Raw genomic sequence first — 24300 nt, forward strand, 5'->3', positions numbered from 1 at the left:
CCGTGTCACGCTTCTCCAATCTGGGACACCGGCTCTACCAGGGCGAGGTCAGCTTCGACTTCGTCGGGCGCCGCAAGCTCTGGTACTCCATCTCCGGCGTGATCGTGCTGATCGCGGCGATCGGTCTGGCGATGGGCCTGCACCTGGGCATCGAGTTCAAGGGCGGCTCGGTCTACACCGTGAGCAAGCCGGGGCTGACCGTCTCGCAGGCGCAGGAGACGTCCAACCAGATCACCTCCTCGCACCCGCTGGTGCAGTCGACCGACAACGGCAAGATCCGCATCCAGGTCAGCACCGAGGAGCCGAAGAGCTCGGACGAGATCCGCGCTCAGCTCTCCGAGAAGCTGGGCGTGCCGCTGGACACCGTCGAGGCCCAGGTGATCGGCCCCAGCTGGGGCAAGCAGATCTCCTCGAAGGCACTCACCGGCCTGATCATCTTCATGGTCCTGGTGACGGTCTACCTGGCGATCGCCTTCGAGTGGCGGATGGCGGTGGCGGCCCTGGTCGCCCTCATCCACGACCTCCTGATCACCATCGGCGTGTACGCCCTGGTGGGCTTCGAGGTCACCCCGGGTACGGTGATCGGCTTCCTGACCATCCTCGGGTACTCGCTCTACGACACGGTCGTCGTCTTCGACACCGTGAAGGAGAACACCAAGGACCTCACCAAGCAGAACAAGCGCACCTACAGCGAGGCGGCCAACGCGGGCCTCAACCAGACCCTGGTGCGTTCGCTCAACACCACCGTGGTCGCCCTGCTCCCGGTCGCCGCGCTGCTGTTCATCGGTGGCGGCCTCCTGGGCGCCGGCACGCTGAACGACATCTCGCTGGCGCTGTTCATCGGCCTCGCGGCCGGTGCCTACTCGTCGATCTGCGTCGCCACCCCGCTGCTGGCGCAGCTCAAGGAGGAGCAGCCGGAGATGAAGGCACTGCGCAAGCGGGTTCTGCAGCACCGGGCCGCGGCCGCGGCCAAGGCCGCCGGCGAGGTGCCGGCGGACGAGGAGATCGCGGACGAGGACCTGCCTGCGGGTATGGTCGGTCAGCGCGGCCGGGCGGCCGGCACCACGCGTGCCAAGGGCCGTCCGTCCACCAAGCGCTGAACCGACCCGACCGTAAGGACACGCCGTGACCACCGCCGACACCGCACTGGCCGAGCTGTTGAACAGCCGGATCCGGGACGTCCCGGACTACCCGAAGCCGGGTGTGCTGTTCAAGGACATCGCGCCGCTGCTGGCCGACGCCGAGGCCTTCGGCGCCCTCACCAGGGCGCTGGCGGACCGGGCGCGGGAGCTCGGGGCGACCAAGGTGGTGGGCCTGGAGGCGCGCGGCTTCGTGCTGGCGGCTCCGGCGGCCTTCGCGGCCGGGCTGGGCTTCGTGCCGATCCGCAAGGAGGGCAAGCTGCCCGGCGAGGTGTTCCGGCGCTCGTACGAGCTGGAGTACGGCTCGGCGACGCTGGAGGTGCAGTGCGACGCCTTCGTGCCCGGTGAGCGGGTGCTGGTGGTGGACGACGTGCTGGCCACCGGTGGCACCATCAGCGCCTCGCTGGACCTGGTGAAGGAGGCCGGCGCCGAGCTGGTGGGCGTCGTGGTGCTGATGGAGCTGGGCTTCCTGGACGGCCGGGAACGGCTGTCCGGGCACCTGAACGGCGCCCCGCTGGAGACGCTGGTCACGGTCTGAGGGACCTGAACGAAGGGCGGCGGTCGGATCATCCGACCGCCGCCCTTCCGTTTCCGGCCCGGGCGGATGAACGCCCGGGCGCCCGGCTCGGTACCATGAAGATTCATCCCCTCCCGGTTGCGTCCGACCGTACGGGCCGCGGCAGGGGTCGGCCCCGGTGCCCCGAGGAGAGTCCTTGCCCGACGAGGTTGTGCCCACGGCCGAAGCGGCCGCCCCCGACAACCGTCCCACGCCCTCGGGGGCCACCCCGGCACGCCCGGCGCCGACCTCCTCGCGACCGACCGCCCCCACCGGGCGCGGCTCCTCCTCGGGTGGCATGCGCGCCCGCCTGGCCCGCCTCGGCGGCCAGCGCTCCAGCGTGCTCAACCCCGTGCTGGAGCCGCTGTTCCGGTCCATCCGGGCGAACGACCCGAAGGCCGATCCGGCGCTGCTGCGGGACATCGAGCGGGCCTACGCCGTCGCCGAGAAGTGGCACCGCGGGCAGAAGCGCAAGAGCGGCGACCCGTACATCACCCACCCGCTGGCGGTGGCCACCATCCTGGCCGAGCTGGGGATGGACGCCCCGACCCTGATGGCCGGGCTGCTGCACGACACCGTCGAGGACACCGACTACGGCCTGGAGACCCTGCGCAAGGACTTCGGCGACTCGGTGGCGCTGCTGGTGGACGGCGTCACCAAGCTGGACCGGGTCAAGTTCGGCGAGGCCGCGCAGGCCGAGACCGTCCGCAAGATGGTCGTCGCGATGGCCAAGGACCCGCGGGTCCTGGTGATCAAGCTGGCCGACCGCCTGCACAACATGCGCACGATGCGCTACCTCAAGCGGGAGAAGCAGGAGAAGAAGGCCCGCGAGACGCTGGAGATCTACGCCCCGCTGGCGCACCGGCTGGGCATGAACACCATCAAGTGGGAGCTGGAGGACCTCGCCTTCGCGATCCTCTACCCCAAGATGTACGACGAGATCGTCCGGCTGGTCGCCGAGCGCGCCCCCAAGCGGGACGAGTACCTGGCGACCGTCATCGACCAGGTCCAGGGGGACCTGCGCGGCGCCCGGATCACCGCCTCCGTCACCGGCCGGCCGAAGCACTACTACTCGGTCTACCAGAAGATGATCGTCCGGGGCCGGGACTTCGCCGAGATCTACGACCTGGTGGGCATCCGGGTCCTGGTCGACACCGTCCGCGACTGCTACGCGGCGCTGGGCACCATCCACGCGCGGTGGAACCCGGTGCCGGGGCGGTTCAAGGACTACATCGCGATGCCCAAGTTCAACATGTACCAGTCGCTGCACACGACGGTGATCGGCCCCGGCGGCAAGCCCGTCGAACTCCAGATCCGCACCTTCGACATGCACCGCCGGGCCGAGTACGGCATCGCCGCGCACTGGAAGTACAAGCAGCGCGCGGTGGCCGGCGCGTCCAAGGTCCGCACCGACACCCCGACCCAGGTCCGCAAGGACGACAAGGCCGGCGCCGTCAACGAGATGGCCTGGCTGCGGCAGCTGCTGGACTGGCAGAAGGAGACCGCCGACCCGGGCGAGTTCCTGGAGTCGCTGCGCTTCGACCTGGCCAGCAACGAGGTCTTCGTCTTCACGCCCAAGGGCGACGTGATAGCCCTGCCGGCCGGCGCGACCCCGGTCGACTTCGCCTTCGCGGTGCACACCGAGGTGGGCTACCGGACGATAGGGGCCCGGGTCAACGGGCGGCTGGTACCGCTGGAGTCGACGCTGGAGAACGGCGACGCCGTCGAGGTGTTCACCTCCAAGGCGGAGAACGCCGGCCCGTCCCGGGACTGGCTGGGCTTCGTCAAGTCGCCGCGCGCCCGCAACAAGATCCGCGCCTGGTTCTCCAAGGAGCGCCGCGAGGAGGCGATCGAGCACGGCAAGGAGGCGATCGTCCGGGCGATGCGCAAGCAGGGCCTGCCGATCCAGCGGATCCTGACCGGCGACTCGCTGGTCACCCTGGCCCACGAGATGCGCTACCCCGACATCTCCTCGCTCTACGCCGCGATCGGCGAGGGCCACGTCACCGCGCAGAACATCGTGCAGAAACTGGTCCAGGCGCTCGGCGGCGAGGAGGGCGCCACCGAGGACCTCGCCGAGACCGCGACCCCGACGCACGACAACCGCCGGGCGGTGCGCCGCCGGGCCAAGGGCGACCCGGGCGTGATCGTCAAGGGCGTCGAGGACGTCTGGGTCAAGCTGTCCCGCTGCTGCACCCCGGTGCCGGGCGACCCGATCGTCGGGTTCGTGACCCGCGGCAACGGCGTATCGGTGCACCGCGCCGACTGCGTCAACGTCGAGTCGCTGAGCCAGCAGCCCGAGCGGATGATCGACGTCGAGTGGGCCGCCACCCAGTCCTCGGTGTTCCTGGTGGCCATCCAGGTCGAGGCGCTGGACCGCTCCCGGCTGCTCTCGGACGTCACCCGGGTGCTCTCCGACCAGCACGTCAACATCCTGTCGGCGGCGGTGCAGACCTCCCGCGACCGGGTCGCGATGAGCCGCTTCACCTTCGAGATGGGCGACCCGAAGCACCTCGGCCACGTGCTCAAGGCCGTGCGCGGCGTCGAGGGCGTCTACGACGTCTACCGCGTCACCTCGGCCCGCAAGTAGCGCCCCCGGGCACGAGAGCACGAGAGAGGGCCCCGGGAGATCCCGGGGCCCTCTCTCGTGCGTTCGGCGGATCAGCCGCTGAACTCCTCCTGGCTCCGGTGCGCCTGCTCCAGCAGGGTCTGCACGCCGGCCAGCTCGTTCTCCAGCTTGGCGATCCGGCCGGCGTTGCCGGCGGCGCGGGCCTTGTCCAGGTCGGCCTGGATCTTGTCGGCCTTCGCCTCGAACAGGCCGACCATGCCGGCGGCGCGCGCCTTGGCCTCCGGGTTGGAGCGCTTCCACTCGGCGTCCTCGGCCTCGCGGATGGCCCGCTCGACCGTGTTCAGCCGGCCGTCCAGCTTCGGACGGGCGTCGCGCGGCACGTGCCCGATCGCCTCCCAGCGCTCGTTGACCTCGCGCAGCGCCGCCTTGGCGGCCTTCAGGTCGGTGATCGGCAGGATCGCCTCGGCCTCGGTGGCCAGCGCCTCCTTGAGCTTCTGGTTGGCCACCTGCTCGGCGTCCCGCTCGCTGAACACCGCGGAACGGGCCTGGAAGAAGACGTCCTGCGCGCCGCGGAACCGCGCCCACAGCTCGTCCTCGATGTCCCGCTGGGCCCGGCCGGCGGACTTCCAGCGCGCCATCAGGTCGCGGTAGGCGGCCGCGGTGTCGCCCCACTCGGTGGACGAGGACAGCGCCTCGGCCTCGGCGACCAGCGCCTCCTTGGTCTGCCGGGCCTGCTCGCGCTCGGCGTCCAGGGTCGCGAAGTGCGCCTTGCGGTGCTTGGAGAAGACCGAACGGGCGTGCGAGAAGCGGTGCCACAGCTCGTCGTCGCTCTTGCGGTCCAGCCGGGGCAGGCCCTTCCAGGTGTCCACCAGGGCGCGCAGCCGGTCCCCGGCCTCCCGCCACTGGGTGGACTCGGCGAGCTGCTCGGCCTCGGAGACCAGCGCCTCCTTGGCGGTGCGGGTCTCGTCCTGGGCCTTGGCGCGGGCGGCCTTGCGCTCCTCGCGCCGGCTCTCGATCTCGCCGGCGAGCGTGTCCAGCCGCTTGGCCAGGGCGGCCAGGTCGCCGACCGCGTGCCCCTCGGTCACCTGGGCGCGCAGGTGGTCCAGCGCGGCCTGGGCGTCCTTGGCGGCCAGGTCGGTGGTGCGCACCCGCTTCTCCAGCAGGCCGATCTCCACCTCGATGCCCTGGTACTTGCGCTCGAAGTAGGCGAGGGCCTCCTCGGGCGAGCCGGCCTGCCAGGAACCCACGACGCGTTCGCCGTCGGCCGTCCTGACGTAGACCGTGCCCTGCTCGTCGACACGGCCCCACGGGTCGCTGCTCATAGCGCGTCCTCCACATGACGTCGCGCCCGCGCCGGGGCGGCGCGCGTCCGTCGTCCACAGTTGATGTGCGGCGGACCGATGAGTCCGCCGTCCCCGTCCGCCGTGACTTGCTGCCGAGGGTGACGGCCAGGCGGGTGCGGGCACCCTGAATACAACGCCAACATAGGCGACCAGCCCCGGTGCTGTCCGCATCCGGGCCGGGCGATTTCGGGCCGGGGCCGCGCCGAGGCGCTTCGGGCGCCTCTTGCGGGCGGCCCCGGGAGATGTCAACTCTTTGTCGTGGTCACCGAGTTGAAGGTGACGTCGGCCATCGGGTGGCCGTCCGGGGCGCCCTCCAGGGTGCCCGCGGCGGCGATCTTCTGCACCGCGTCCAGGCCTCCGGTGATCTTGCCGAAGGGGGTGTAGTTCGGGGGCAGCTGGGTGTCCTTGTAGACCAGGAAGAACTGGCTCCCGTTCGTGCCGGGGCCGGAGTTGGCCATCGCCACGGTGCCCGCCGGGTAGGTCGCGCCGGTCAGGTTCTCGTCCGCGAACTTGTAACCGGGGCCGCCGGTGCCGCCCGGGACGGTCGCGCTGGCGGTCGGGTCGCCGCACTGGAGCACGAAGATACCGTCGGTGGTGAGCCGGTGGCACTTGGTGTGGTCGAAGTACTTCTCCCCGGCCAGGAAGACGAAGGAGTTCACCGTGTGCGGGGCCTTGGCCGCGTCGAGCGCGAGCGTCACCTTGCCGCAGTTGGTGTCCAGCGTCGCGGTGTACGAGCCGCCCGCGTCGATCGCCATGGCCGGCTCGGCCTGCCACTGCTTGCCGTTCGGCGCGCCCGGCGCCGGATCGGCGCAGCCCTCGACCGGCTTGCGGGTCGGGGTGGTCGGCTCGGCGCCCTGGCTCGGCGCGGCCTGGGCGGAGGAGGCGGCCGAAGCCGACTTGTCCTTGTCCGAGCTGAACGCCCCGGTGCCGACCAGCGCACCGCCGCCGGCCAGCACCACGACGGCGAGCGAGGCGCCCAGGATCGTGTTGCGGCGCCTGCGCGCGGACCGCGCGGCGACCCGCCGCTCCATCTGGCGCTCGTACTTCTCTCGGGCGAGCTGCCGCCGCCGCTGTTCGCTGCTGACCACCGGCCGTGTCTCCTACGGATGTGCTGGGAAAGTGGATGGGTACCGAAGCGGATCATCGCATCCATCGGCGGCCAAGTGTAGGGACCGGGCCTGTAAGAACGCGGTGAACCTGTCAGCGCGAACCGCGCGCGCCACCCCTATCTGGTTCGCAACCGCACCCGCACCGCCGGTAGGCTGCCTTTACCTCACTGGTGTGCTGCATGACTGGTGGCTGCATCCGACCCGGCAGCCGCGACCGTAGCCGCCACTGCCGACCGCATCACGAAGGACGCGCGTGTTCATCGCCGGATTCCCCGCTGGAGCCTGGGGCACCAACTGCTACCTGGTCGCCCCGGCGGCGGGCGAGGAGTGCGTCATCGTCGATCCCGGCCACCAGGCGGCGCGCGGTGTCGAGGAGATGGTTCGCGAGCACGGGCTCAAGCCCGTCGCCGTGGTGCTCACGCACGGCCACATCGACCACGTGGCCTCGGTGGTCCCGGTCTGCGGCGCCCGCGGCGTCCCGGCCTGGATCCACCCCGAGGACCGGTACATGATGTCCGACCCGGAGAAGGCCCTCGGCCGCGCCCTGGGCACCCAGCTGATGGGCGAGCTCACCGTCGGCGAGCCCGACGACGTGCGCGAGCTCACCGACGGCGCCGTGCTGGAGCTCGCCGGCCTGCAGCTCACCGTGGACCACGCCCCGGGCCATACCGGGGGGTCGGTGACCTTCCGGACGCCCGGTGCCGAGGACCTCCCCCCGGTGCTGTTCTCGGGCGACCTGCTGTTCGCCGGCTCCATCGGGCGTACCGACCTCCCGGGCGGGGACAGCGAGGCGATCATGCGGTCGCTGGCCCGGGTGTGCCTGCCCCTCGACGACACCACCGTGGTCCTCTCCGGCCACGGCGGACAGACCACCATCGGCCACGAGCGCGCCACCAACCCCTACCTCCGACAGGCAGCAGGGGCGGCCGGCGCCCAGGCTTTCCCGCGACGAGGAATGTGACGGAAGAGAAGTTGAGCACCTTCACCGCCCCCAAGGGCACCTACGACCTGCTGCCCCCCAGCTCCGCGACCTTCCTGGCGATCCGCGAGCGCATCGCCGCGCCCGCCCGCCGGGCCGGCTACGGCTACATCGAGACCCCGGTCTTCGAGGACGTGAAGCTCTTCTCCCGCGGCGTCGGCGAGTCCACCGACATCGTCAGCAAGGAGATGTACAACCTCACCACCCGCGGCGGCGACGAGCTCGCGCTGCGCCCGGAGGGCACCGCCTCGGTGCTGCGCGCCGCCCTCCAGGCCAACCTGCACAAGCAGGGCAACCTGCCGGTCAAGCTCTGGTACTCCGGCTCGTACTACCGCTACGAGCGTGCCCAGAAGGGCCGCTACCGCCAGTTCTCCCAGGTCGGCGCCGAGGCGATCGGGGCCGAGGACCCGGCCCTGGACGCCGAGCTGATCATCCTCGCCGACGACGCCTTCCGCTCGCTGGGCGTGCGCGACTACTCGCTGCTGCTCAACAGCCTCGGCGACAAGCAGTGCCGCCCGGTCTACCGCGCCGCCCTGGTCGAGTTCCTCGCCGGCCTGGACCTGGACGAGGACACCCGCCGCCGCGCCGACATCAACCCGCTGCGCGTCCTGGACGACAAGCGCGAGTCCGTGCAGGCCCAGCTGGTCGACGCGCCCAAGCTGCGCGACTACCTGTGCGAGGAGTGCAAGGCGTACGACGAGAAGGTCCGCGAGCTGCTCACCGCGAACGGCGTGGCCTTCGTCGACGACCCGAAGCTGGTCCGCGGCCTGGACTACTACACCCGCACCACCTTCGAGTTCGTGCACAACGGCCTCGGCGCCCAGTCCGCGATCGGCGGCGGCGGCCGCTACGACGGCCTGTCCGAGATGATCGGCGGCCCGGCGCTGCCGTCCGTCGGCTGGGCCCTCGGCGTGGACCGCACCTTCCTGGCGATGGAGGCCGAGGGCATCGTCCTCGACCTGCCCGCCGCGACCTCCGTGTACGCCGTCGCGCTCGGCGAGGAGGCCAAGAACGTCCTGTTCGCCAAGGTGGTCGAGCTGCGCCGGGCCGGCGTCGCCACCGACCTCGCCTTCGGCGTCAAGAGCATCAAGAACGCCATGAAGTCCGCCGACCGGTCCGGCGCCCGCTTCGCCCTCGTGGCCGGGGACCGGGACCTCGCCGACGGCGTCGTCCAGCTCAAGGACCTGACCACCGGCGAGCAGAACCCCGTCGCCCTCGACGCACTCGTCACCACCCTGAAGGAGAAGCAGCTGTGATCCGCACGCACGACGCGGGCACGCTCCGCCCGGAGCACGCAGGCACCACCGTCACCCTGGCCGGCTGGGTCGCCCGCCGCCGCGACCACGGCGGTGTCGCCTTCATCGATCTGCGCGACGCCTCCGGCACCGTGCAGATCGTGGTCCGCGACCTCGACTCGGTGCACGGCCTTCGCGCCGAGTACTGCGTCAAGGTCGTCGGCGACGTCCGGGTGCGCCCCGACGGCAACGAGAACCCGGACATCCCGACCGGCGCGGTCGAGGTCGTCGTCAGCGAGATCGAGGTCCTCTCCGAGGCCGCCCCGCTGCCCTTCCCGGTCGCCGAGTACGAGCCGGGCACGGTCAACGAGGAGGTCCGGCTGCGCTACCGCTACCTGGACCTGCGCCGCGAGGGCCCCGCCAAGGGCCTGCGACTGCGCTCGAAGGTCAACAACATCATCCGCCGGGTGATGGAGGAGAACGACTACCTCGACATCGAGACGCCGTACCTCACCCGCTCCACCCCCGAGGGCGCCCGCGACTTCCTCGTCCCCGTCCGCCTGCAGCCCGGCCACTGGTACGCGCTGCCGCAGTCGCCCCAGCTGTTCAAGCAGCTGCTGATGGTGGCCGGGATGGAGCGCTACTACCAGATCGCCCGCTGCTTCCGCGACGAGGACTTCCGCGCCGACCGGCAGCCGGAGTTCACCCAGCTCGACATCGAGGCCTCGTTCGTCGACCAGGAGGACGTCCTGGCCCTCGGCGAGAAGATCGTCGGCTCGATCTGGCGCGAGGTGCACGGCTACGAGCTCCCCAACCCGCTGCCCCGGATGACCTACGCGGACGCCATGGCCCGCTACGGCTCCGACAAGCCGGACGTCCGCTTCGGACAGGAACTCACCGACCTCACCGAGTACTTCAAGGGCACCGGGTTCCGCGTCTTCCAGGCCCCGTACGTCGGCGCCGTGGTGATGCCCGGCGGCGCCTCGCAGCCCCGCAAGGCGCTCGACGCCTGGCAGGACTGGGCCAAGGCGCGCGGCGCCCGCGGCCTGGCCTACGTCGTCATCGACGCCGAGACCGGCGAGCTGCGCGGCCCGGTCGCCAAGAACCTGTCCGAGGAGCACCTGGCCGGCCTGGCCGCCGCCGCGGGCGCCAAGAACGGCGACGCGATCTTCTTCGCGGCCGGCAAGCAGCGCCCCTCGCAGGAGCTGCTGGGCGCCGCCCGCCTGGAGATCGGCCGCCGCTGCGAGCTGATCGACGCGTCGCAGTGGGCCTTCCTCTGGGTCGTCGACTTCCCGATGTTCGAGCCGATCGAGGACGACAAGGGCGAGTTCCAGGGCTGGCACGCGGTGCACCACCCGTTCACCGCCCCGACGGCCGAGTCGCTCGCCACCTTCGACACCGACCCGGGCTCGGCCCTGTCCAACGCCTACGACCTGGTCCTCAACGGCTCGGAGCTGGGCGGCGGTTCGATCCGTATCCACCAGCGCGACGTGCAGAAGCGGGCGTTCGACGCGATCGGCCTCTCCGAGGAGGAGGCGGCCTCGCAGTTCGGCTTCCTGCTGGACGCCTTCAACTACGGCCCGCCGCCGCACGGTGGCGTCGCCTTCGGCCTCGACCGCATCGTCACCCTGCTCGGCGGGTACGACACCATCCGCGACGTCATCGCCTTCCCGAAGACGTCCACCGGTGGTGACCCGCTGACCGGCGCCCCGACCCCGATCACCCCGGCCCAGCGCCGGGAGGCCGGCGTGGACGCCAAGCCGAAGCTGCGTGAGGACGCCGCGAAGTCCGAGGCCTGACACCGGATCCGCTAACCTTCAACGGCCCCGGACGGTCCACCCACCGTCCGGGGCCGGTCCACAATGACGTGTGACACAAGGAGGGTTGACTCATGCAGGTGATCACAAGGGTCGAGTGTCCGGATGACGCCCCGGCGACCAGACGCGTTCACATGGCCGCGTTCCCCGGCCCGGACGAGGCGGACCTGGTCGACGCGCTGCGCCGCGATCCGGCCTGGCTGCCCGGGCTGTCGCTGGTCGCGGTCGACGAGACCGGGCTGGTGATCGGGCACGCGCTGCTGACCCGGCTGCGGGTCGGCGAGGACGGCACGGGCCTCGCGCTCGCGCCGGTCGCCGTCGCGCCCGAGTGGCAGCGCAAGGGCGTCGGCGAACTCGTCGTCCGGGCCGCGCTGTCGGCGGCCGAGGAGGCGGGGGAGAAGCTCGTGGTCGTCCTCGGCGACCCGGAGTACTACGGGCGGTTCGGCTTCAGCGCGGCCGGTCGGCACGAGGTCAGCGGGCCGTTCGAGGTGCCGGACGCCTACTTCCAGGCGCTGCCGCTGCCCGCGTACGACGGCGCTCCGCGCGGGCTCTGCCGCTACCCCGAGGCCTTCGTGGCGGTGTAGACCGTCAGGTCGGTTCCACCGGCCGCGTTCCCACCCGGGGCCCCGTCCCCATCCGAGGCCCCGTTCCACCCGACGTTCCCACCCGGGGCTCCGTCCCACCCGACGATCCCAGCCGGCCGAAGGGGACCGTGACCCGGCAACTGCGCACGAACGCGGCCATCGCCGGCGTGAGTTCGCGGTCCTTCGGCCAGTACAGCCCGACCAGGCTCGGGCTGAGCCCCCGCACCGGCCGGTACGCGACGTCACCCCGTACGGCCAGCCGGCTCATCGTCTCCGGTGCGAAGCCGACGCCCTGACCGCACACCACCGCGGCCAGCCACTCGTCGGTGTTGTGCGCCACCGCGCCGATCCGCACCGGACGCCCGCCCCGCTCCCGGCCCGCCAGCCAGTACTCGCGCCAGTGCCCGGCCTCGTGCGGTATCGCCACGAACGGCTCGTCCAGCAGGTCCTCGACGGACAGCCCGGCCCGGTCCGCCAGCCGGTGCCCGGCCGGCAGCGCCACGACCCGCGCCTCCTCGCCGAGCACGGCGACGTTGTAGTGCTCGACCAGCCACGCCGGGCCGTGCCAGAGCGTCAGGTCGATCTCGCCGGTGGCCAGGCCCGAGGTCGGGTCGAACCAGTTGTTCTGCCGCAGCTCCACCTGCCAGCCGGGCATCCGCCGGGCGAAGTCGGCGACGGTGCTGCGGGTCATCAGGTTGATGATGCCGCCCTCGAACCCCACGCGCAGCACCGAACCCTGCTCGGCCGCGGCCGCCCGGGTGGCCCGCAGCGCGTCCTCCCAGCCGGCCAGCATCGCCCCGGCGTAGTCCGCCAGCGCCCGCCCGGCCCGGGTGGGCGCCATGCCGCGCCGCGAGCGCTCGAACAGCTCGACCCCGAGCAGCGATTCCAGCTGGCGGATCTGCTTGGTGAGCGTCGGCTGGGAGACGAACAGCCGGGCCGCGGCGGCGGTCAGCTGACCCTCCTCGCAGACCGCGGCGAAGCTGCGCAGCAGGCGGGTGTCGACATCCATGCCCCAAGGTTATGGAACCGGATATTGGACCCGTCCGGCAGGTGTGGGCCAAGGTTGGTCGTTCGGCGTTCGCGCCGACCGGACGGGGGAGCGCGGCAGCGGCGGTTCAGGGGGCCGCCGCTGCCGCCCGCCCGTCCGCCGACCTGCGGGGGCGGCCTCCAGCGCCTACGGTGAGTGCTCATCAGCAGCAGCCGGACGGAGGACCCCAGGTGGCCGAGGAGCAGCGGACCGCGAAGCCGGAACGACTCGCGAGGAAGCCGTACGAGCGGGAACTGCTGAGGCTCCAGCAGGAACTGGTGAAGCTCCAGGAGTGGGTGCGGGTCGAGGGCGCCCGGCTGGTGGTGGTCTTCGAGGGGCGCGACGCCGCCGGCAAGGGCGGCGCGATCAAGCGGGTGACGGAGTACCTGAACCCGCGCATCGCCCGGGTCGCGGCGCTGCCGACCCCGACCGAGCGGCAGAAGACCCAGTGGTACTTCCAGCGGTACGTCGAGCAGCTGCCGGCCGCCGGGGAGATCGTGCTGTTCGACCGCAGCTGGTACAACCGGGCCGGCGTCGAGCGGGTCATGGGCTTCTGCACGGACGAGCAGTACTGGCAGTTCCTGCACCAGTGCCCGACCTTCGAGCGGATGCTGATCGAGGCGGGCATCCTGCTGCGCAAGTACTGGTTCTCGGTGAGTGACACCGAGCAGGAACGGCGCTTCCGGGACCGGCTGGAGGATCCGATGAAGCGCTGGAAGCTCTCCCCGATGGACGTCGAGTCGATCACCCGTTGGGAGGACTACTCGCGGGCCAAGGACGAGATGTTCGTCTACACCGACACCCCGGACTCGCCCTGGCACGTGGTGGAGAGCGACGACAAGCGGCGGGCCCGGATCAACATGATCGCCCACCTGCTCTCCACCGTGCCGTACCGCGAGACCACCGCCCCGCAGATCGACCTGCCGCCCCGCCCGGCCCCGCGCGGCTACCAGCGGCCCCCGCGCGACCTGCAGAAGTACGTCCCGGACCACGCGGCCCGCCTCGATCGGCCGGACCGGGCCTGAGCACGATGATGCCGGGCGGCCCCGGCGGGTGTGTCGGCGGCCTCGCATAGGCTTCCGGTGTGGACGAACCGGACCTCTTCACCGCCGCCGCCGAGGAACGCCAGAGCAGGGAGCCCGGCCGGGCGCCGCTGGCCGTACGGATGCGTCCGCGCACCCTGGACGAGGTGGCCGGGCAGCGGCAGCTGCTGAAGCCCGGGTCGCCGCTGCGGCGGCTGGTCTCGGGCTCGCGCGGCCCGGCGGCGACCAGCTCGGTGATCCTCTGGGGCCCGCCCGGCACCGGCAAGACCACCCTCGCGCACGTGATCAGCCAGGCCGTGGAGGGCCGCTTCGTCGAGCTGTCCGCGATCACCGCCGGGGTCAAGGAGGTCCGGGCGGTGATCGACGGCGCCCGGCGGGCGGTCGGCATGTCCGGCCGCGAGACGGTGCTGTTCCTGGACGAGATCCACCGCTTCTCCAAGGCCCAGCAGGACTCGCTGCTGCCGGCCGTGGAGAACCGCTGGGTCACCCTGATCGCGGCGACCACCGAGAACCCGTACTTCTCGGTGATCTCCCCGCTGCTGTCCCGCTCGCTGCTGCTCACCCTGGAGTCGCTGACCGACGAGGACGTCCGCGCCCTGCTGCGCCGCGCGACGGCCGACGAGCGCGGCCTGGGGGGCGCGCTGGAGCTGACGGCGGAGGCCGAGGACCACCTGGTGCGCCTCGCCGGCGGTGACGCCCGGCGGGCGCTCACCACGCTGGAGGCGGCGGCCGGGGCGGCGCTGGAGAAGGGCGAGGCGAGCATCACGCTGGCCACCACGGAGACGGCCGTCAACCAGGCGGCCGTGCGCTACGACAAGGACGGCGACCAGCACTACGACGTGGCGAGCGCGCTGATCAAGTCGATCCGGGGCAGCGACGTGGACGCCACCCTGCACTACCTGGCCCGGATGATCGAGGCGGGGGAGGACCCGCGGTTCATCGCCCGCCGGCTGATGATCTCGGCCAGCGAGGACGTCGGCCTGGCCGACCCGACGGCGCTCCAGACGGCGGTCGCGGCGGCCCAGGCGGTGGCCCTGATCGGCTTCCCGGAGGCGCGGATCATCCTCTCCCAGGCGGCGATCGCGCTGGCCCTGGCGCCCAAGTCCAACGCGGCCTACCTGGCGATCGACGCGGCGCTGGCGGACGTCCGGCAGGGGCTCGCGGGCGCGGTGCCGCCGCACCTGCGGGACGCGCACTACGGCGGCGCGGGCAAGCTCGGCCACGGCCAGGGCTACCAGTACCCGCACGACCTGCCGGAGGGCATCGCTGCCCAGCAGTACGCGCCGGACGCGGTGCACGGCAAGGACTACTACCAGCCGACCCGGCGCGGCGGCGAGGCCCGCTACGCGGACGTCGTGGAGTGGACGCGGGGCCGGCTCAGGGGCGAGTGAGAAGGGGCGGTCGAGCACCCGGTACAATCGGTCGGAGTGCCACGTCCCGGGACGGCGGCGGGGGAGACCCCACCGACCGGCCACACCAGCGGGGCATCGGCCGTAGGCCTCCTCCGGGAGGCCCGCACCAGGAGCGTCGCGCACCGTTTCGGTGTCGCGGACGGCCCGGATTTCCGGGCTGTTCCGTGTGACCAGCACTTTCGTGCCCGGCTCCGGAGAGCGGCTGACCGCATCGCCTCGGCGATGGGTTGTCTCCGGGTCGCGAGATGCGACCTCCGTCAACACCTGGTGAAGCCGTATTCGTAAGCAAGGAAGGTTTGGTTCATGGCGAACCAGAAGCGTCCCAAGGTCAAGATCGCGCGTGCGCTCGGCGTGCCGCTGACCCCGAAGTCCGTCAAGTACTTCGAGGCCCGCCCGTACCCGCCCGGCCAGCACGGCCGTGGTCGCAAGCAGAACTCGGACTACAAGGTCCGTCTGCTCGAGAAGCAGCGTCTGCGCGCCCAGTACGACCTGAGCGAGAAGCAGATGGCGCGCGCGTTCGACCGCGCGAAGAAGGCCGAGGGCAAGACCGGTGAGGCGCTCGTCGCCGAGCTGGAGACCCGTCTGGACTCGCTGGTGCTGCGTTCGGGCATTGCCCGCACCATCTACCAGGCCCGCCAGATGGTCGTCCACGGCCACATCGAGGTCAACGGTGGCAAGGTCAACAAGCCGTCGTACCAGATGAAGCCGGGCTTCGTGGTGACCGTCCGCGAGCGCAGCAAGGAGAAGGTCCCGTTCCAGGTCGCCCGTGAGGGTGGCTACGCGGGCGAGGGCCAGACCCCGAAGTACCTCGAGGTCAACCTGAAGGCCCTGGCCTTCCGCCTGGACCGTGCGCCGCAGCGCAAGGAGGTCCCGGTGATCTGTGACGAGCAGCTGGTGGTCGAGTACTACTCGCGCTGACCCGCGGCGGTTCCGCATCCGCGGTACCTCAGCGAGCCCCCGTCGCCTTTCGAGGCGGCGGGGGCTCGCCCCTTTTCCGGTGGCAGCTCCCGGTGCCGGTCGGACGGGATTTACCGGCTCTCGCCGGTCATCGCCGCGGCCAGCCGCAGGTGCGGGCGGGCCTCCTCGGCGCGGCCCTGGCGCTCCAGGGTGCGGCCGAGCATCAGCCGGGCGTAGTCCTCGGCCGGGTCGGTGTCCAGGATCCGGAGCAACTCGGCCTCAGCGCGCCCGAGTTGGGCGGAGTGGTAGTAGCTGCGGGCCAGCAGCAGCCGGACCGAGAGGTTGGCCGGCTCCTCGGCCAGCACGCCCTCCAGCATGCGGGCGGCGTCGGCGTAGGCCTTGGACTCGAAGTGGAACGTCGCGAGGCGGTACTCGTCGGCGGCGGTGGTCACGGCCACGGGGTGCTCCTTCCGGGTGGTTCCTTGCCTCCTCAAGCAATCAGCAAGCTTCAGCTATTCCTGGCCGGCGCGGGCGTCGGTGCGGACGGCACCGAGCAGGGCCCGGCCCCGGGCTCCGGGCCGCCCGCCGACCCGCTGCCGCCCAGCGCCCGGGAGACCGCCGCGTCCAGGTCGAGCCGGGCCCCGGCCTGGTAGCACCGCTCGTACTCCTGCGCGGTCAGCCCCGCCCGGGCCCGCTCCGCGCACTCCCGGTGCGGGCCGAAGAAGGACCGCGAGCCCAGGAAGGGCAGGCCGACCGCGCCCCAGATCCGGTGCGCGGCGCCCTGCAGCACCCGGGCCTCGCCCAGGTCGCCCGGCGCGCCCGGGCCGCCCGGCTCGGTCTCCAGTAGCGCCAGCAGGTCGATCGCCAGCGCGATGCCCAGCAGGTCGTGGAACAGGTGGTTCAGCCGCAGGCCCTCCCGGGCCAGGGCGCGGGCCGCCCGGACGGCGCCGTCCAGCCAGTGCGCGTACGCCATCGCGTACAGCACGTACGCGTACGCCCACTGCTCGCCGTGCTCCTCGCACAGCTCGCGGGCCTGGCCGAACCAGAGCTCGCCGCTCTCCGGATCCCCCTGGAAGAGGTACGCGAGGCCCAGCTCGAACATGGCCAGCACGACGGTGCTGTTGAGCTCGCCGATGGTCCGGTAGTGCCAGAGCGCCTCCTCGAACAGTTCGGCGGCGCGGTCCGGCTCGTCGCCGATCAGGGCCACGCTGCCCTGCCGGTGGACGGCGTAGGCGAGCGCCCGGTCGTCGCCGGTGTCCAGGGCCTGGCGGCGGCACTCCTCCAGCGCCGGGCGGGCCGCCTCCAGATCGCCTTGCAGGGTGGCCAGGTGGCCGGTCGCCCAGAGGGCCTTGGCGCGGGCCTCGGTCGGCTCGCGGTCCAGGGCGAGCGCGCGGTCCAGCCAGTGCCGCCCCTCGCCGAGGTGGCCGCAGCCGACCCAGTAGAACCACAGCGTGCCCGCCAGCAGCAGGGCGATCTGCTCCTCACCGGGCTCGGCGAGGCAGAACTCCAGCGCCGCGCGGAGGTTGGGATGGGCGAGTTCGGTGCGCTCGGCGGTCTCGGCCTGCCGGGGTCCGAACCACTCGACCTCGCCCCAGGTGGCCACGCCCAGGTACCAGTCGCGGTGGCGGCGCAGCAGCCGCTGCTCCTCGCCGGCGGCCCGCAGCCACTGGCCGCCGTAGTCGCGCAGGGTGTCCAGCAGCCGGAAGCGGACGCCGAAGGCGCTGTCCTCGCGCAGCACCACGGACTTGCCGACCAGTTCGTCGAGCAGGTCGAGCACGTCCTCGGCCTCCAGGCCGTCACCGGCGCAGACGTACTCGGCGGCCTCCAGGTCGAAACTGCCGGCGAAGACCGACAGGCGGGCCCAGAGTAAACGTTCCTGCACGGTGCAGAGCTCATGGCTCCAACCGATCGTGGTGCGCAACGTCCGGTGCCGCGGCAGGGCCGTCCGGGAGCCGCCGGTGAGCAGCCGGAACCGGTCGTCCAGCCGGGCGCTGATCTGCTCCACCGACAGCGCGCGCAGCCGCCCGGCCGCCAGCTCCACCGCCAGCGGGATGCCGTCCAGACGGCGGCAGAGCAGGCCCACCGCCTCGGCGTTGGCCTCGGTCAGCGCGAAGGAGGGCAGCACCGCCCGGGCCCGCTCGGCGAACAGCCGCACCGCGTCCGGCAGCCCGCCCGGACCGCCCGGACCGCCCGGACCGCCCGGCCGGGGGTCGACCGGCAGCGGGGCCAGGGTGAGCAGGTGCTCGCCCGAGGCCCGCAGCGCGGCGCGGCTGGTGGTCAGCACCCGGAGGCCGGGCAGCGCCCGCAGCAGCGCGTGCGCCAGTTCGGCGCAGGCCTGCACCAGGTGCTCGCAGCCGTCCAGCACCAGCAGCGCGCGCCGACCGGACAGCCGCTCGGCGAGCAGGTCCAGCGGCGGGCGGGCCGCGTCGTCGTCCAGCCGCAGCGCCTCCAGCACCGCGCGGCCGAGCCGCAGCGGATCCTGCACCGGGGCCACCTCGACCAGCCAGGTGCCGTCCGGGAAGGCGTCGGCCGCCCGGGCGGCGGCGCGCAGGGCCAGCCGGCTCTTGCCCACCCCGCCCGGCCCGGTCACCGTCACCAGCCGGGCGCCGGCCAGCAGGCCCGCCAGCTCGGCCAGCTCCCGCTGCCGCCCGACGAAGCCCGTCACCTCGGCCGGCAGCCGGCCGGGCTCCGGCTCGCGCGGCCACGCCGCGGGTTCCCCGGGCTGTGCTCTCCAGTCGCCGGCCAAGCGCTGCTCCCCGTGTTCCTGGCCCGGACCGTCGGGGCCCGGACGTTCGTCGGGCCGTACGGGCGACGGCCCGCCTGGCAGAACGAGGTGACCGGCCGGTAGGTTACGCGCGCGGTTCGCACATCCGACCGGTTCGGCCGGGTGTCGACGCGACGGCGGACCCCGGAGCCCGGCGACAACCCGGTCCGGAAACCGGGCGTGGGCGCGATAGGGTTCCCTTTGGAGAACAGCAAGGCGAGGGAGCGCGCAAAGGTGTCCGTGGGAGAGCTGGCCGGGTTGCTCGTCGCCGTGTTCTGGGCGGTCCTGGTCACCCTGCTCGCCGTGGTGCTGGTCCGCCTCTCGCGAGTGCTGAAGGAGGCCACCGTCCTCGTCTCCGCCGTCACCGAGCAGGCCGTCCCGCTGCTGAGCGACGCGGGCGCCGCCGTGCGCAGTGCCAACCAGCAGCTGGAGCGGGTGGACGAGATCACCGCCAACGTGCAGGACGCCGCCGCCAACGCCAACGCGCTCTCCTCCACCGTCGCCGCCACCCTGGGCGGCCCGCTGGTGAAGGTCGCGGCCTTCAGTTACGGCGTCCGCAAGGCCGTCGCCAAGCAGCAGGGCGGCCAGCCGTCCGTGCCGTCGCAGAGCGGCGAGCGCGAGGAGCTGGCCCGGCTGATCCGGGCCGAGGTGCGCGCCGCGACCGCGCCCAGGAACGGCCTGCTCTCCCGGGTCCGGCGCGCGGTGAGGGGCTGACGGCATGGTGCGACGCGTCTTCTGGATGGCGGTCGGCGCCGGTGCGACCGTGTGGGCCATCAACAAGGCCAACGAGGCCGTGCACCGGCTCACCCCGGACAGCCTCTCCGGCACCGCCACGCGCGGTGCGCTGCACCTGGGCGACCTGGCCAAGCAGTTCGCCCAGGACGTGCGGGCCGGCATGGCCGAGCGCGAGGAGCAGCTGAAGGACGACCTCGGACTGCACGGCACCGCCGTCGTCGAACCCGGGAGCACCCGCCGGGTCCTGCGCGGCGAGCCGCAGTACCGAGCTATCTCGGCGGCGCCCGGCAGCCCGGCCGCCGCCCTGCCCCCGTCCGGCCCCCGCCCCGTATCCCGTGGGGCCCGCACCACCACCCGAGCCATTGAAGAAACGCCCCGCCGCGCCCTGCCGCAGCGGGGCGGCACCCCGAACCGGAAGGACCAATAATGGAGTCGGCTGAGATCCGCCGCCGCTGGCTGCGCTTCTTCGAGGAGCGCGGCCACACCGTCGTTCCGTCGGCGTCCCTGGTCGCCGACGACCCCACCCTGCTGCTGGTCAACGCCGGCATGGTGCCGTTCAAGCCCTACTTCCTGGGCGAGGTCAAGCCGCAGTTCGCGCGCGCCACCAGCGTCCAGAAGTGCGTGCGCACCCTGGACATCGAGGAGGTCGGGAAGACCACCCGGCACGGCTCCTTCTTCCAGATGTGCGGCAACTTCTCCTTCGGCGACTACTTCAAGGAAGGCGCCATCAAGTTCGCGTGGGAGCTGCTCACCAGCTCCGTCGCGGACGGTGGCTACGGCCTGGAGAAGGAGAAGCTCTGGATCACCGTCTACCAGGACGACGACGAGGCCGAGCTGATCTGGCGTGACGTCATCGGCGTCCCGTCCGAGCGCATCCAGCGCCTCGGCATGAAGGACAACTTCTGGTCGATGGGCGTCCCCGGCCCCTGCGGCCCGTGCTCGGAGATCAACTACGACCGCGGCCCCGCGTACGGCGAGGAGGGCGGCCCGGCCGTCAACGGCGAGCGCTACCTGGAGATCTGGAACCTGGTCTTCATGCAGTACGAGCGCGGCCACGGCGACGGCAAGGACGGCTTCGAGATCCTCGGCGACCTGCCGAGCAAGAACATCGACACCGGCCTCGGCCTGGAGCGCCTCGCCGCCATCCTCCAGGGCGTCGACAACCTCTTCGAGATCGACACCAGCCGGATGATCCTCGACCGCGCCGCCGAGCTCACCGGCCACACCTACGGCGCCGACCACAAGTCGGACGTCTCGCTGCGCGTGGTCACCGACCACATCCGCACCGCGCTGATGCTGATCGGCGACGGCGTCACCCCCGGCAACGAGGGCCGCGGCTACGTGCTGCGCCGCATCCTGCGCCGCGCCATCCGCAACATGCGCCTGCTGGGCGCCACCGGCGTGGTGGCCAAGGACCTCACCGACATCGCCATCAAGGCGATGGCTCCGCAGTACCCGGAGCTGGAGAGCGACCGCAAGCGCATCGAGACGGTCGTCGTCGGCGAGGAGGCGGCCTTCCTGCAGACGCTCAAGGCCGGCACCAGCCTGCTGGACGCCGCGGTCACCGAGACCAAGCAGGCCGGCGGCGTGGTCCTCTCCGGGGACCAGGCCTTCAAGCTGCACGACACCTACGGCTTCCCGATCGACCTCACCCTGGAGATGGCCGAGGAGCAGGGCCTCCAGGTGGACGAGGCCGGCTTCCGCCGCCTGATGCAGGAGCAGCGCAACCGGGCCAAGGCGGACGCCAAGGCCAAGAAGATGGGCCACGCCGACGTCGCCGCGTACCGCGAGGTCGCCGACACGTCCGGCGCGAGCGTCTTCACCGGCTACAACCTCACCGAGGGCGAGGCCAGCGTCGTCGGCCTGCTGGTGGACGGCGTTCCGGCGCCGGCCGCCTCCGAGGGCGACGAGGTCGAGATCATCCTCGACCGCACCCCGTTCTACGCCGAGGGCGGCGGCCAGCTCGCCGACCACGGCCGGATCCGGCTGGAGTCCGGCGCGGTGGTGGAGATCCGTGACGTGCAGCAGCCCGTCCCGGGTGTCATCGTGCACTCCGGTGGGGTGCTGTTCGGCGAGGTCGTGCTCGGCGCCTCGGCGTACGCCACGATCGACACCGAGCGCCGCCGGGCGATCGCCCGCGCCCACTCGGCCACCCACCTGACCCACCAGGCGCTGCGTGACGCGCTCGGCCCGACGGCCGCCCAGGCCGGCTCCGAGAACGCCCCCGGCCGCTTCCGCTTCGACTTCGGCTCGCCCGCCGCCGTCCCGGGCACCGTGCTGGTCGACGTCGAGCAGAAGATCAACGACGTGCTGGGCCGCGAACTCGACGTCACCGCCGAGGTCATGACGATGGATCAGGCCCGCAAGGCCGGCGCCATCGCGATGTTCGGCGAGAAGTACGGCGACGAGGTCCGGGTCGTCACCATCGGTGACTTCTCCAAGGAGTTGTGCGGTGGCACGCACGTCGGCAACACCGCCCAGCTGGGCCTGGTCAAGCTGCTCGGCGAGTCCTCGATCGGCTCCGGCGTGCGCCGCGTCGAGGCGCTGGTCGGCGTCGACGCGTACAAGTTCCTGGCCCGCGAGCACACCGTGGTCTCCCAGCTGACCGAGCTGGTCAAGGGACGCCCGGAGGAGCTGCCGGAGAAGATCTCGGGCATGCTCGCCAAGCTCAAGGACGCCGAGAAGGAGATCGAGCGCTTCCGCGCCGAGAAGGTGCTGGCCGCCGCGGCGGGTCTGGCCGACTCGGCCGAGGACGTGCACGGCATCTCGGTGGTCGCCGCGCAGGTCGCCGACGGCGTGGGCGCGGACGAGCTGCGCAAGCTGGTGCTGGACGTGCGCGGCCGCCTCGGCTCGCGCCCGGCCGTGGTCGCCGCCTTCACCGTGGCGAACGACCGCCCGCTGACCGTGATCGCCACCAACGAGGACGCCCGCGCCCGCGGTATCAAGGCCGGCGAGCTGGTCCGGGTCGCCGCCAAGACCCTCGGCGGCGGCGGTGGCGGCAAGGACGACGTCGCCCAGGGCGGCGGCTCCAACCCGGCCGCGGTCGGCGAGGCCGTCGCCGCGGTGCGCGGCCTGGTCGCGGAGCGCGCCAGCTGATGGTCGAGGAGCCTCAGGTGGAGCGGCCCTTCCGGCGGGGGCGGCGGATCGCCGTCGACGTCGGTGACGCCCGGATCGGGGTCGCGTCCTGCGACCCCGACGGGGTGCTCGCCACGCCCGTGGAGACCGTTCCGGCCGGGGTGAAGTCGCAGGCCAGGATCGCCGCCATCGTCGAGGAGTACGACGCGGTGGAGGTGATCGTCGGGCTGCCCCGCTCGCTGAGCGGCAAGGAGGGCCCGGCGGCGGAGAAGGTCCGCGCCTACGCGACGCGGTTGGCCAACCGGCTGTACCCGGTGCCGGTCCGGCTGGTCGACGAGCGGATGTCGACCGTCACCGCCACCCACGGGCTGCGCGCCTCGGGCGTCAAGGCGAAGAAGGGCCGCTCGGTGGTCGACCAGGCCGCCGCGGTGGTGATCCTGCAGACCGCCCTTGAGTCCGAACGGGTGAGCGGGAACCCGCCTGGTGAGAGCGTCGAGGCGGTCGGCTGACCGGCCTGATCTAACGTCCCGTCGAGGGGTCCGTGCGGACGCGTCCGCACGGACCCCTTTCGAACGTTTCGGCACTGCCGAGGGGACGCGAGCGATGACCGACCAGGACTTCCACCCGGGGCTCACGCCCGGGCACCTGGGTGCGCCGGTGCTGGAGCCGGAGGGCCGCCCGCCGGGCGCGCCCCGCATGCGCTCCGATGCACCCGATCCGCACCGACGGCGTAACGGACTGGCCTGCGGGCTGACCGCGCTCGCCCTGGTCGCGGTGTTCGGCGGGGCGGGCCTCGCCGGGTACACCTGGTTCCAGGGGCAGCGCACACCCCCGGCCGCCGCCGACTTCGCGGGGCAGGGCACCGGCAGCGTCCAGGTCTCCGTGCCGGAGGGCGCGGGCCTGTCCCAGATCGCGTCCACCCTGGTCCGCAACGGGGTGGTGGCCAGCTCGATCGCCTTCACCCGGGCGGCCAAGGGCAGCGCCGCGGCCGCCGGGCGGATCCAGCCCGGCACCTACACCCTGAAGCAGCGGATGTCGGCCGCGGCCGCGCTGACCGTGCTGATCGACCCCGCCAACGCCAACGGCCTGACCATCCCCGAGGGCTGGCGCGGCTACCAGATCTACGTGGCCATCGACCACAAGCTGCGCCTGCCGGAGGGCACCACCCAGCGCACCGCCCAGGAGCAGGGCGCCGAACTGGGCCTGCCGGACTTCGCCAAGGGCAGCCCCGAGGGCTACCTCTTCCCCGCGACGTACAGCGTCACCGACGGGACCACCGCGATCGACCTGCTGAAACAGATGGTGGAGCGGGCCGGCAAGGAGTTCAGCCGGGACGACGCGAACGTCGTCGCGCAGAACCTCGGGCAGAGCCTGTACGGGCTGGTCACCGTGGCCAGCATGGTCCAGGGCGAGGCCGACAACAACGAGGACATGGGCAAGGTGGCGAGGGTCATCTACAACCGGCTCGCCAAGGGCATGCCACTGCAGCTCGACTCCACGATCAACTACGCGCTCGGCCGGTCGACCCTGAACACCACCGTCACCGACACCCGGCTGGACTCCCCGTACAACACCTACCTGCACCCCGGGCTGCCGCCCACGCCGATCTCCAACCCGGGGCGGCAGGCGATCATGGCGGCGCTGGACCCGGCGCAGGGGGACTGGCTCTACTTCGTCACCGTGAAACCGGGGGACACCCGCTTCACCGACAGCTTCGACGTGCAGCAGCGCAACGTCGCCGATTTCAACGCCAACCGGGCGTCGGCGAAGCCGAGCGCCTCGGAGCTGCCGTCGGCTTCGGCCGGTGCGTCGGCCCCGGACTCCGGGCCGGCGGCGCCGGCGCCCGAGCCGAGCGAGGGTGGATGAGGTCGGACACTGACGGCACGTCCGCCCTGCCGGGGGGACGTGTGCGGTACGGTAACGTCTCCTCCCAGGCGCTGCGCTAGCACGCCGGTTCGAGAATCAGCCGGGACCGCGTCCCGGACGGCCGGTCCGATCCTCCGGCCGTCTTCGTCG

The 24300-nt window shown here is 72.3% G+C and carries 20 protein-coding genes; 15 read left to right on the plus strand and 5 right to left on the minus strand.

The genetic code is table 11. The features are described 5' to 3' along the window. The first annotated feature begins 2 nt into the window (after nucleotides 1–2). The 3 genes from secF (at nucleotide 3) to ACIQVZ_RS08905 (ending at nucleotide 4285) form a co-directional block, all read left to right on the plus strand. Nucleotides 3–1100 carry a protein translocase subunit SecF gene (gene secF, locus ACIQVZ_RS08895; protein ID WP_402448270.1) on the plus strand — a complete coding sequence of 366 codons (1098 nt, stop codon included), beginning with the start codon at nucleotides 3–5 and terminating at the stop codon, nucleotides 1098–1100. A gap of 25 nt (nucleotides 1101–1125) precedes the next feature. Next, nucleotides 1126–1677, plus strand: coding sequence for an adenine phosphoribosyltransferase (locus ACIQVZ_RS08900; RefSeq protein ID WP_402448272.1), 552 nt, complete (start codon nucleotides 1126–1128; stop codon nucleotides 1675–1677). A 157-nt stretch (nucleotides 1678–1834) separates the two neighbouring features. Continuing rightward, the gene (locus ACIQVZ_RS08905; protein ID WP_402448274.1) at nucleotides 1835–4285 is read left to right on the plus strand and encodes a RelA/SpoT family protein; all 2451 of its coding nucleotides are present in this window, start codon (nucleotides 1835–1837) and stop codon (nucleotides 4283–4285) included. Nucleotides 4286–4356: 71 nt separating this feature from the next. Here the strand turns inward: ACIQVZ_RS08905 and ACIQVZ_RS08910 are convergent, their stop codons facing one another. Together ACIQVZ_RS08910 and ACIQVZ_RS08915 are read right to left on the minus strand one after the other, a co-directional pair. Continuing rightward, nucleotides 4357–5586, minus strand: a complete 1230-nt coding sequence (locus ACIQVZ_RS08910) for a DUF349 domain-containing protein (RefSeq protein ID WP_350877875.1) — start codon at nucleotides 5584–5586, stop codon at nucleotides 4357–4359. Nucleotides 5587–5852: 266 nt separating this feature from the next. Beyond that, the gene (locus ACIQVZ_RS08915) at nucleotides 5853–6695 is read right to left on the minus strand and encodes a peptidylprolyl isomerase (protein ID WP_402448277.1); all 843 of its coding nucleotides are present in this window, start codon (nucleotides 6693–6695) and stop codon (nucleotides 5853–5855) included. Nucleotides 6696–6969: 274 nt separating this feature from the next. Here ACIQVZ_RS08915 and ACIQVZ_RS08920 point away from each other — a divergent pair, with 274 nt between their 5' ends. The 4 genes from ACIQVZ_RS08920 (at nucleotide 6970) to ACIQVZ_RS08935 (ending at nucleotide 11331) form a co-directional block, all read left to right on the plus strand. Further along, the gene (locus ACIQVZ_RS08920; protein WP_063346799.1) at nucleotides 6970–7677 is read left to right on the plus strand and encodes an MBL fold metallo-hydrolase; all 708 of its coding nucleotides are present in this window, start codon (nucleotides 6970–6972) and stop codon (nucleotides 7675–7677) included. 11 nt (nucleotides 7678–7688) lie between these two features. Beyond that, nucleotides 7689–8951: a histidine--tRNA ligase gene (gene hisS / locus ACIQVZ_RS08925; RefSeq protein WP_350877873.1), complete on the plus strand. Its 1263-nt coding sequence runs from the start codon at nucleotides 7689–7691 to the stop codon at nucleotides 8949–8951. Further along, nucleotides 8948–10729 (plus strand): aspartate--tRNA ligase, encoded by a 1782-nt coding sequence (gene aspS / locus ACIQVZ_RS08930; RefSeq protein ID WP_402448280.1) that lies wholly within the window; start codon nucleotides 8948–8950, stop codon nucleotides 10727–10729. Before hisS ends, aspS begins: the two co-directional genes overlap by 4 nt. A gap of 92 nt (nucleotides 10730–10821) precedes the next feature. Continuing rightward, the gene (locus tag ACIQVZ_RS08935; protein ID WP_402448282.1) at nucleotides 10822–11331 is read left to right on the plus strand and encodes a GNAT family N-acetyltransferase; all 510 of its coding nucleotides are present in this window, start codon (nucleotides 10822–10824) and stop codon (nucleotides 11329–11331) included. Between the two features lie 4 nt (nucleotides 11332–11335). On the opposite strand, the gene ACIQVZ_RS08940 is transcribed toward ACIQVZ_RS08935, so the two are convergent. Continuing rightward, nucleotides 11336–12340, minus strand: a complete 1005-nt coding sequence (locus ACIQVZ_RS08940; RefSeq protein ID WP_350877869.1) for a LysR family transcriptional regulator — start codon at nucleotides 12338–12340, stop codon at nucleotides 11336–11338. A gap of 209 nt (nucleotides 12341–12549) precedes the next feature. Here ACIQVZ_RS08940 and ppk2 point away from each other — a divergent pair, with 209 nt between their 5' ends. The 3 genes from ppk2 (at nucleotide 12550) to rpsD (ending at nucleotide 15731) form a co-directional block, all read left to right on the plus strand. Continuing rightward, complete coding sequence (gene ppk2, locus ACIQVZ_RS08945) at nucleotides 12550–13383, plus strand: polyphosphate kinase 2 (protein WP_350877868.1); 834 nt, start codon at nucleotides 12550–12552, stop codon at nucleotides 13381–13383. A 59-nt stretch (nucleotides 13384–13442) separates the two neighbouring features. Next, on the plus strand, nucleotides 13443–14792 hold the full coding sequence (locus ACIQVZ_RS08950) for a replication-associated recombination protein A (RefSeq protein ID WP_350877867.1): 1350 nt from the start codon (nucleotides 13443–13445) through the stop codon (nucleotides 14790–14792). A gap of 324 nt (nucleotides 14793–15116) precedes the next feature. Beyond that, nucleotides 15117–15731, plus strand: coding sequence for a 30S ribosomal protein S4 (gene rpsD, locus ACIQVZ_RS08955; protein ID WP_063346792.1), 615 nt, complete (start codon nucleotides 15117–15119; stop codon nucleotides 15729–15731). Between the two features lie 110 nt (nucleotides 15732–15841). Here the strand turns inward: rpsD and ACIQVZ_RS08960 are convergent, their stop codons facing one another. Together ACIQVZ_RS08960 and ACIQVZ_RS08965 are read right to left on the minus strand one after the other, a co-directional pair. Further along, nucleotides 15842–16162 (minus strand): tetratricopeptide repeat protein, encoded by a 321-nt coding sequence (locus ACIQVZ_RS08960; protein ID WP_371522589.1) that lies wholly within the window; start codon nucleotides 16160–16162, stop codon nucleotides 15842–15844. Nucleotides 16163–16218: 56 nt separating this feature from the next. Further along, the gene (locus tag ACIQVZ_RS08965; RefSeq protein WP_402448286.1) at nucleotides 16219–18456 is read right to left on the minus strand and encodes an ATP-binding protein; all 2238 of its coding nucleotides are present in this window, start codon (nucleotides 18454–18456) and stop codon (nucleotides 16219–16221) included. Between the two features lie 252 nt (nucleotides 18457–18708). Here ACIQVZ_RS08965 and ACIQVZ_RS08970 point away from each other — a divergent pair, with 252 nt between their 5' ends. From ACIQVZ_RS08970 to mltG, 5 genes are all read left to right on the plus strand, one after another. After that, entirely contained in the window at nucleotides 18709–19188 is a 480-nt protein-coding gene (locus tag ACIQVZ_RS08970) for a DUF948 domain-containing protein (protein ID WP_063346789.1), read from the plus strand. Nucleotides 19189–19192: 4 nt separating this feature from the next. Continuing rightward, entirely contained in the window at nucleotides 19193–19636 is a 444-nt protein-coding gene (locus ACIQVZ_RS08975) for a DUF6167 family protein (RefSeq protein WP_350877864.1), read from the plus strand. Further along, nucleotides 19636–22305, plus strand: a complete 2670-nt coding sequence (gene alaS / locus ACIQVZ_RS08980; protein ID WP_402448289.1) for an alanine--tRNA ligase — start codon at nucleotides 19636–19638, stop codon at nucleotides 22303–22305. The genes ACIQVZ_RS08975 and alaS overlap by 1 nt, the downstream gene beginning before the upstream one ends. 17 nt (nucleotides 22306–22322) lie before the next feature. Further along, nucleotides 22323–22793, plus strand: coding sequence for a Holliday junction resolvase RuvX (gene ruvX, locus ACIQVZ_RS08985; RefSeq protein ID WP_244293307.1), 471 nt, complete (start codon nucleotides 22323–22325; stop codon nucleotides 22791–22793). A 94-nt stretch (nucleotides 22794–22887) separates the two neighbouring features. Further along, complete coding sequence (gene mltG / locus ACIQVZ_RS08990; protein ID WP_402448291.1) at nucleotides 22888–24150, plus strand: endolytic transglycosylase MltG; 1263 nt, start codon at nucleotides 22888–22890, stop codon at nucleotides 24148–24150. Nucleotides 24151–24300: the final 150 nt, after the last annotated feature.

This window comes from Kitasatospora sp. NPDC098663 (genome assembly GCF_044760075.1).
Classification (GTDB): domain Bacteria; phylum Actinomycetota; class Actinomycetes; order Streptomycetales; family Streptomycetaceae; genus Kitasatospora.

Bases quoted from the DNA above. Each gene is read 5' to 3' on its own strand.
- alaS (WP_402448289.1), top strand. From the start codon at position 19,636: ATGGAGTCGGCTGAGATCCGCCGCCGCTGGCTGCGCTTCTTCGAGGAG.
- mltG (WP_402448291.1), top strand. From the start codon at position 22,888: ATGACCGACCAGGACTTCCACCCGGGGCTCACGCCCGGGCACCTGGGT.
- ACIQVZ_RS08940 (WP_350877869.1), bottom strand. From the start codon at position 12,340: ATGGATGTCGACACCCGCCTGCTGCGCAGCTTCGCCGCGGTCTGCGAG.
- ACIQVZ_RS08975 (WP_350877864.1), top strand. From the start codon at position 19,193: ATGGTGCGACGCGTCTTCTGGATGGCGGTCGGCGCCGGTGCGACCGTG.
- ACIQVZ_RS08910 (WP_350877875.1), bottom strand. From the start codon at position 5,586: ATGAGCAGCGACCCGTGGGGCCGTGTCGACGAGCAGGGCACGGTCTAC.
- rpsD (WP_063346792.1), top strand. From the start codon at position 15,117: ATGGCGAACCAGAAGCGTCCCAAGGTCAAGATCGCGCGTGCGCTCGGC.
- ACIQVZ_RS08935 (WP_402448282.1), top strand. From the start codon at position 10,822: ATGCAGGTGATCACAAGGGTCGAGTGTCCGGATGACGCCCCGGCGACC.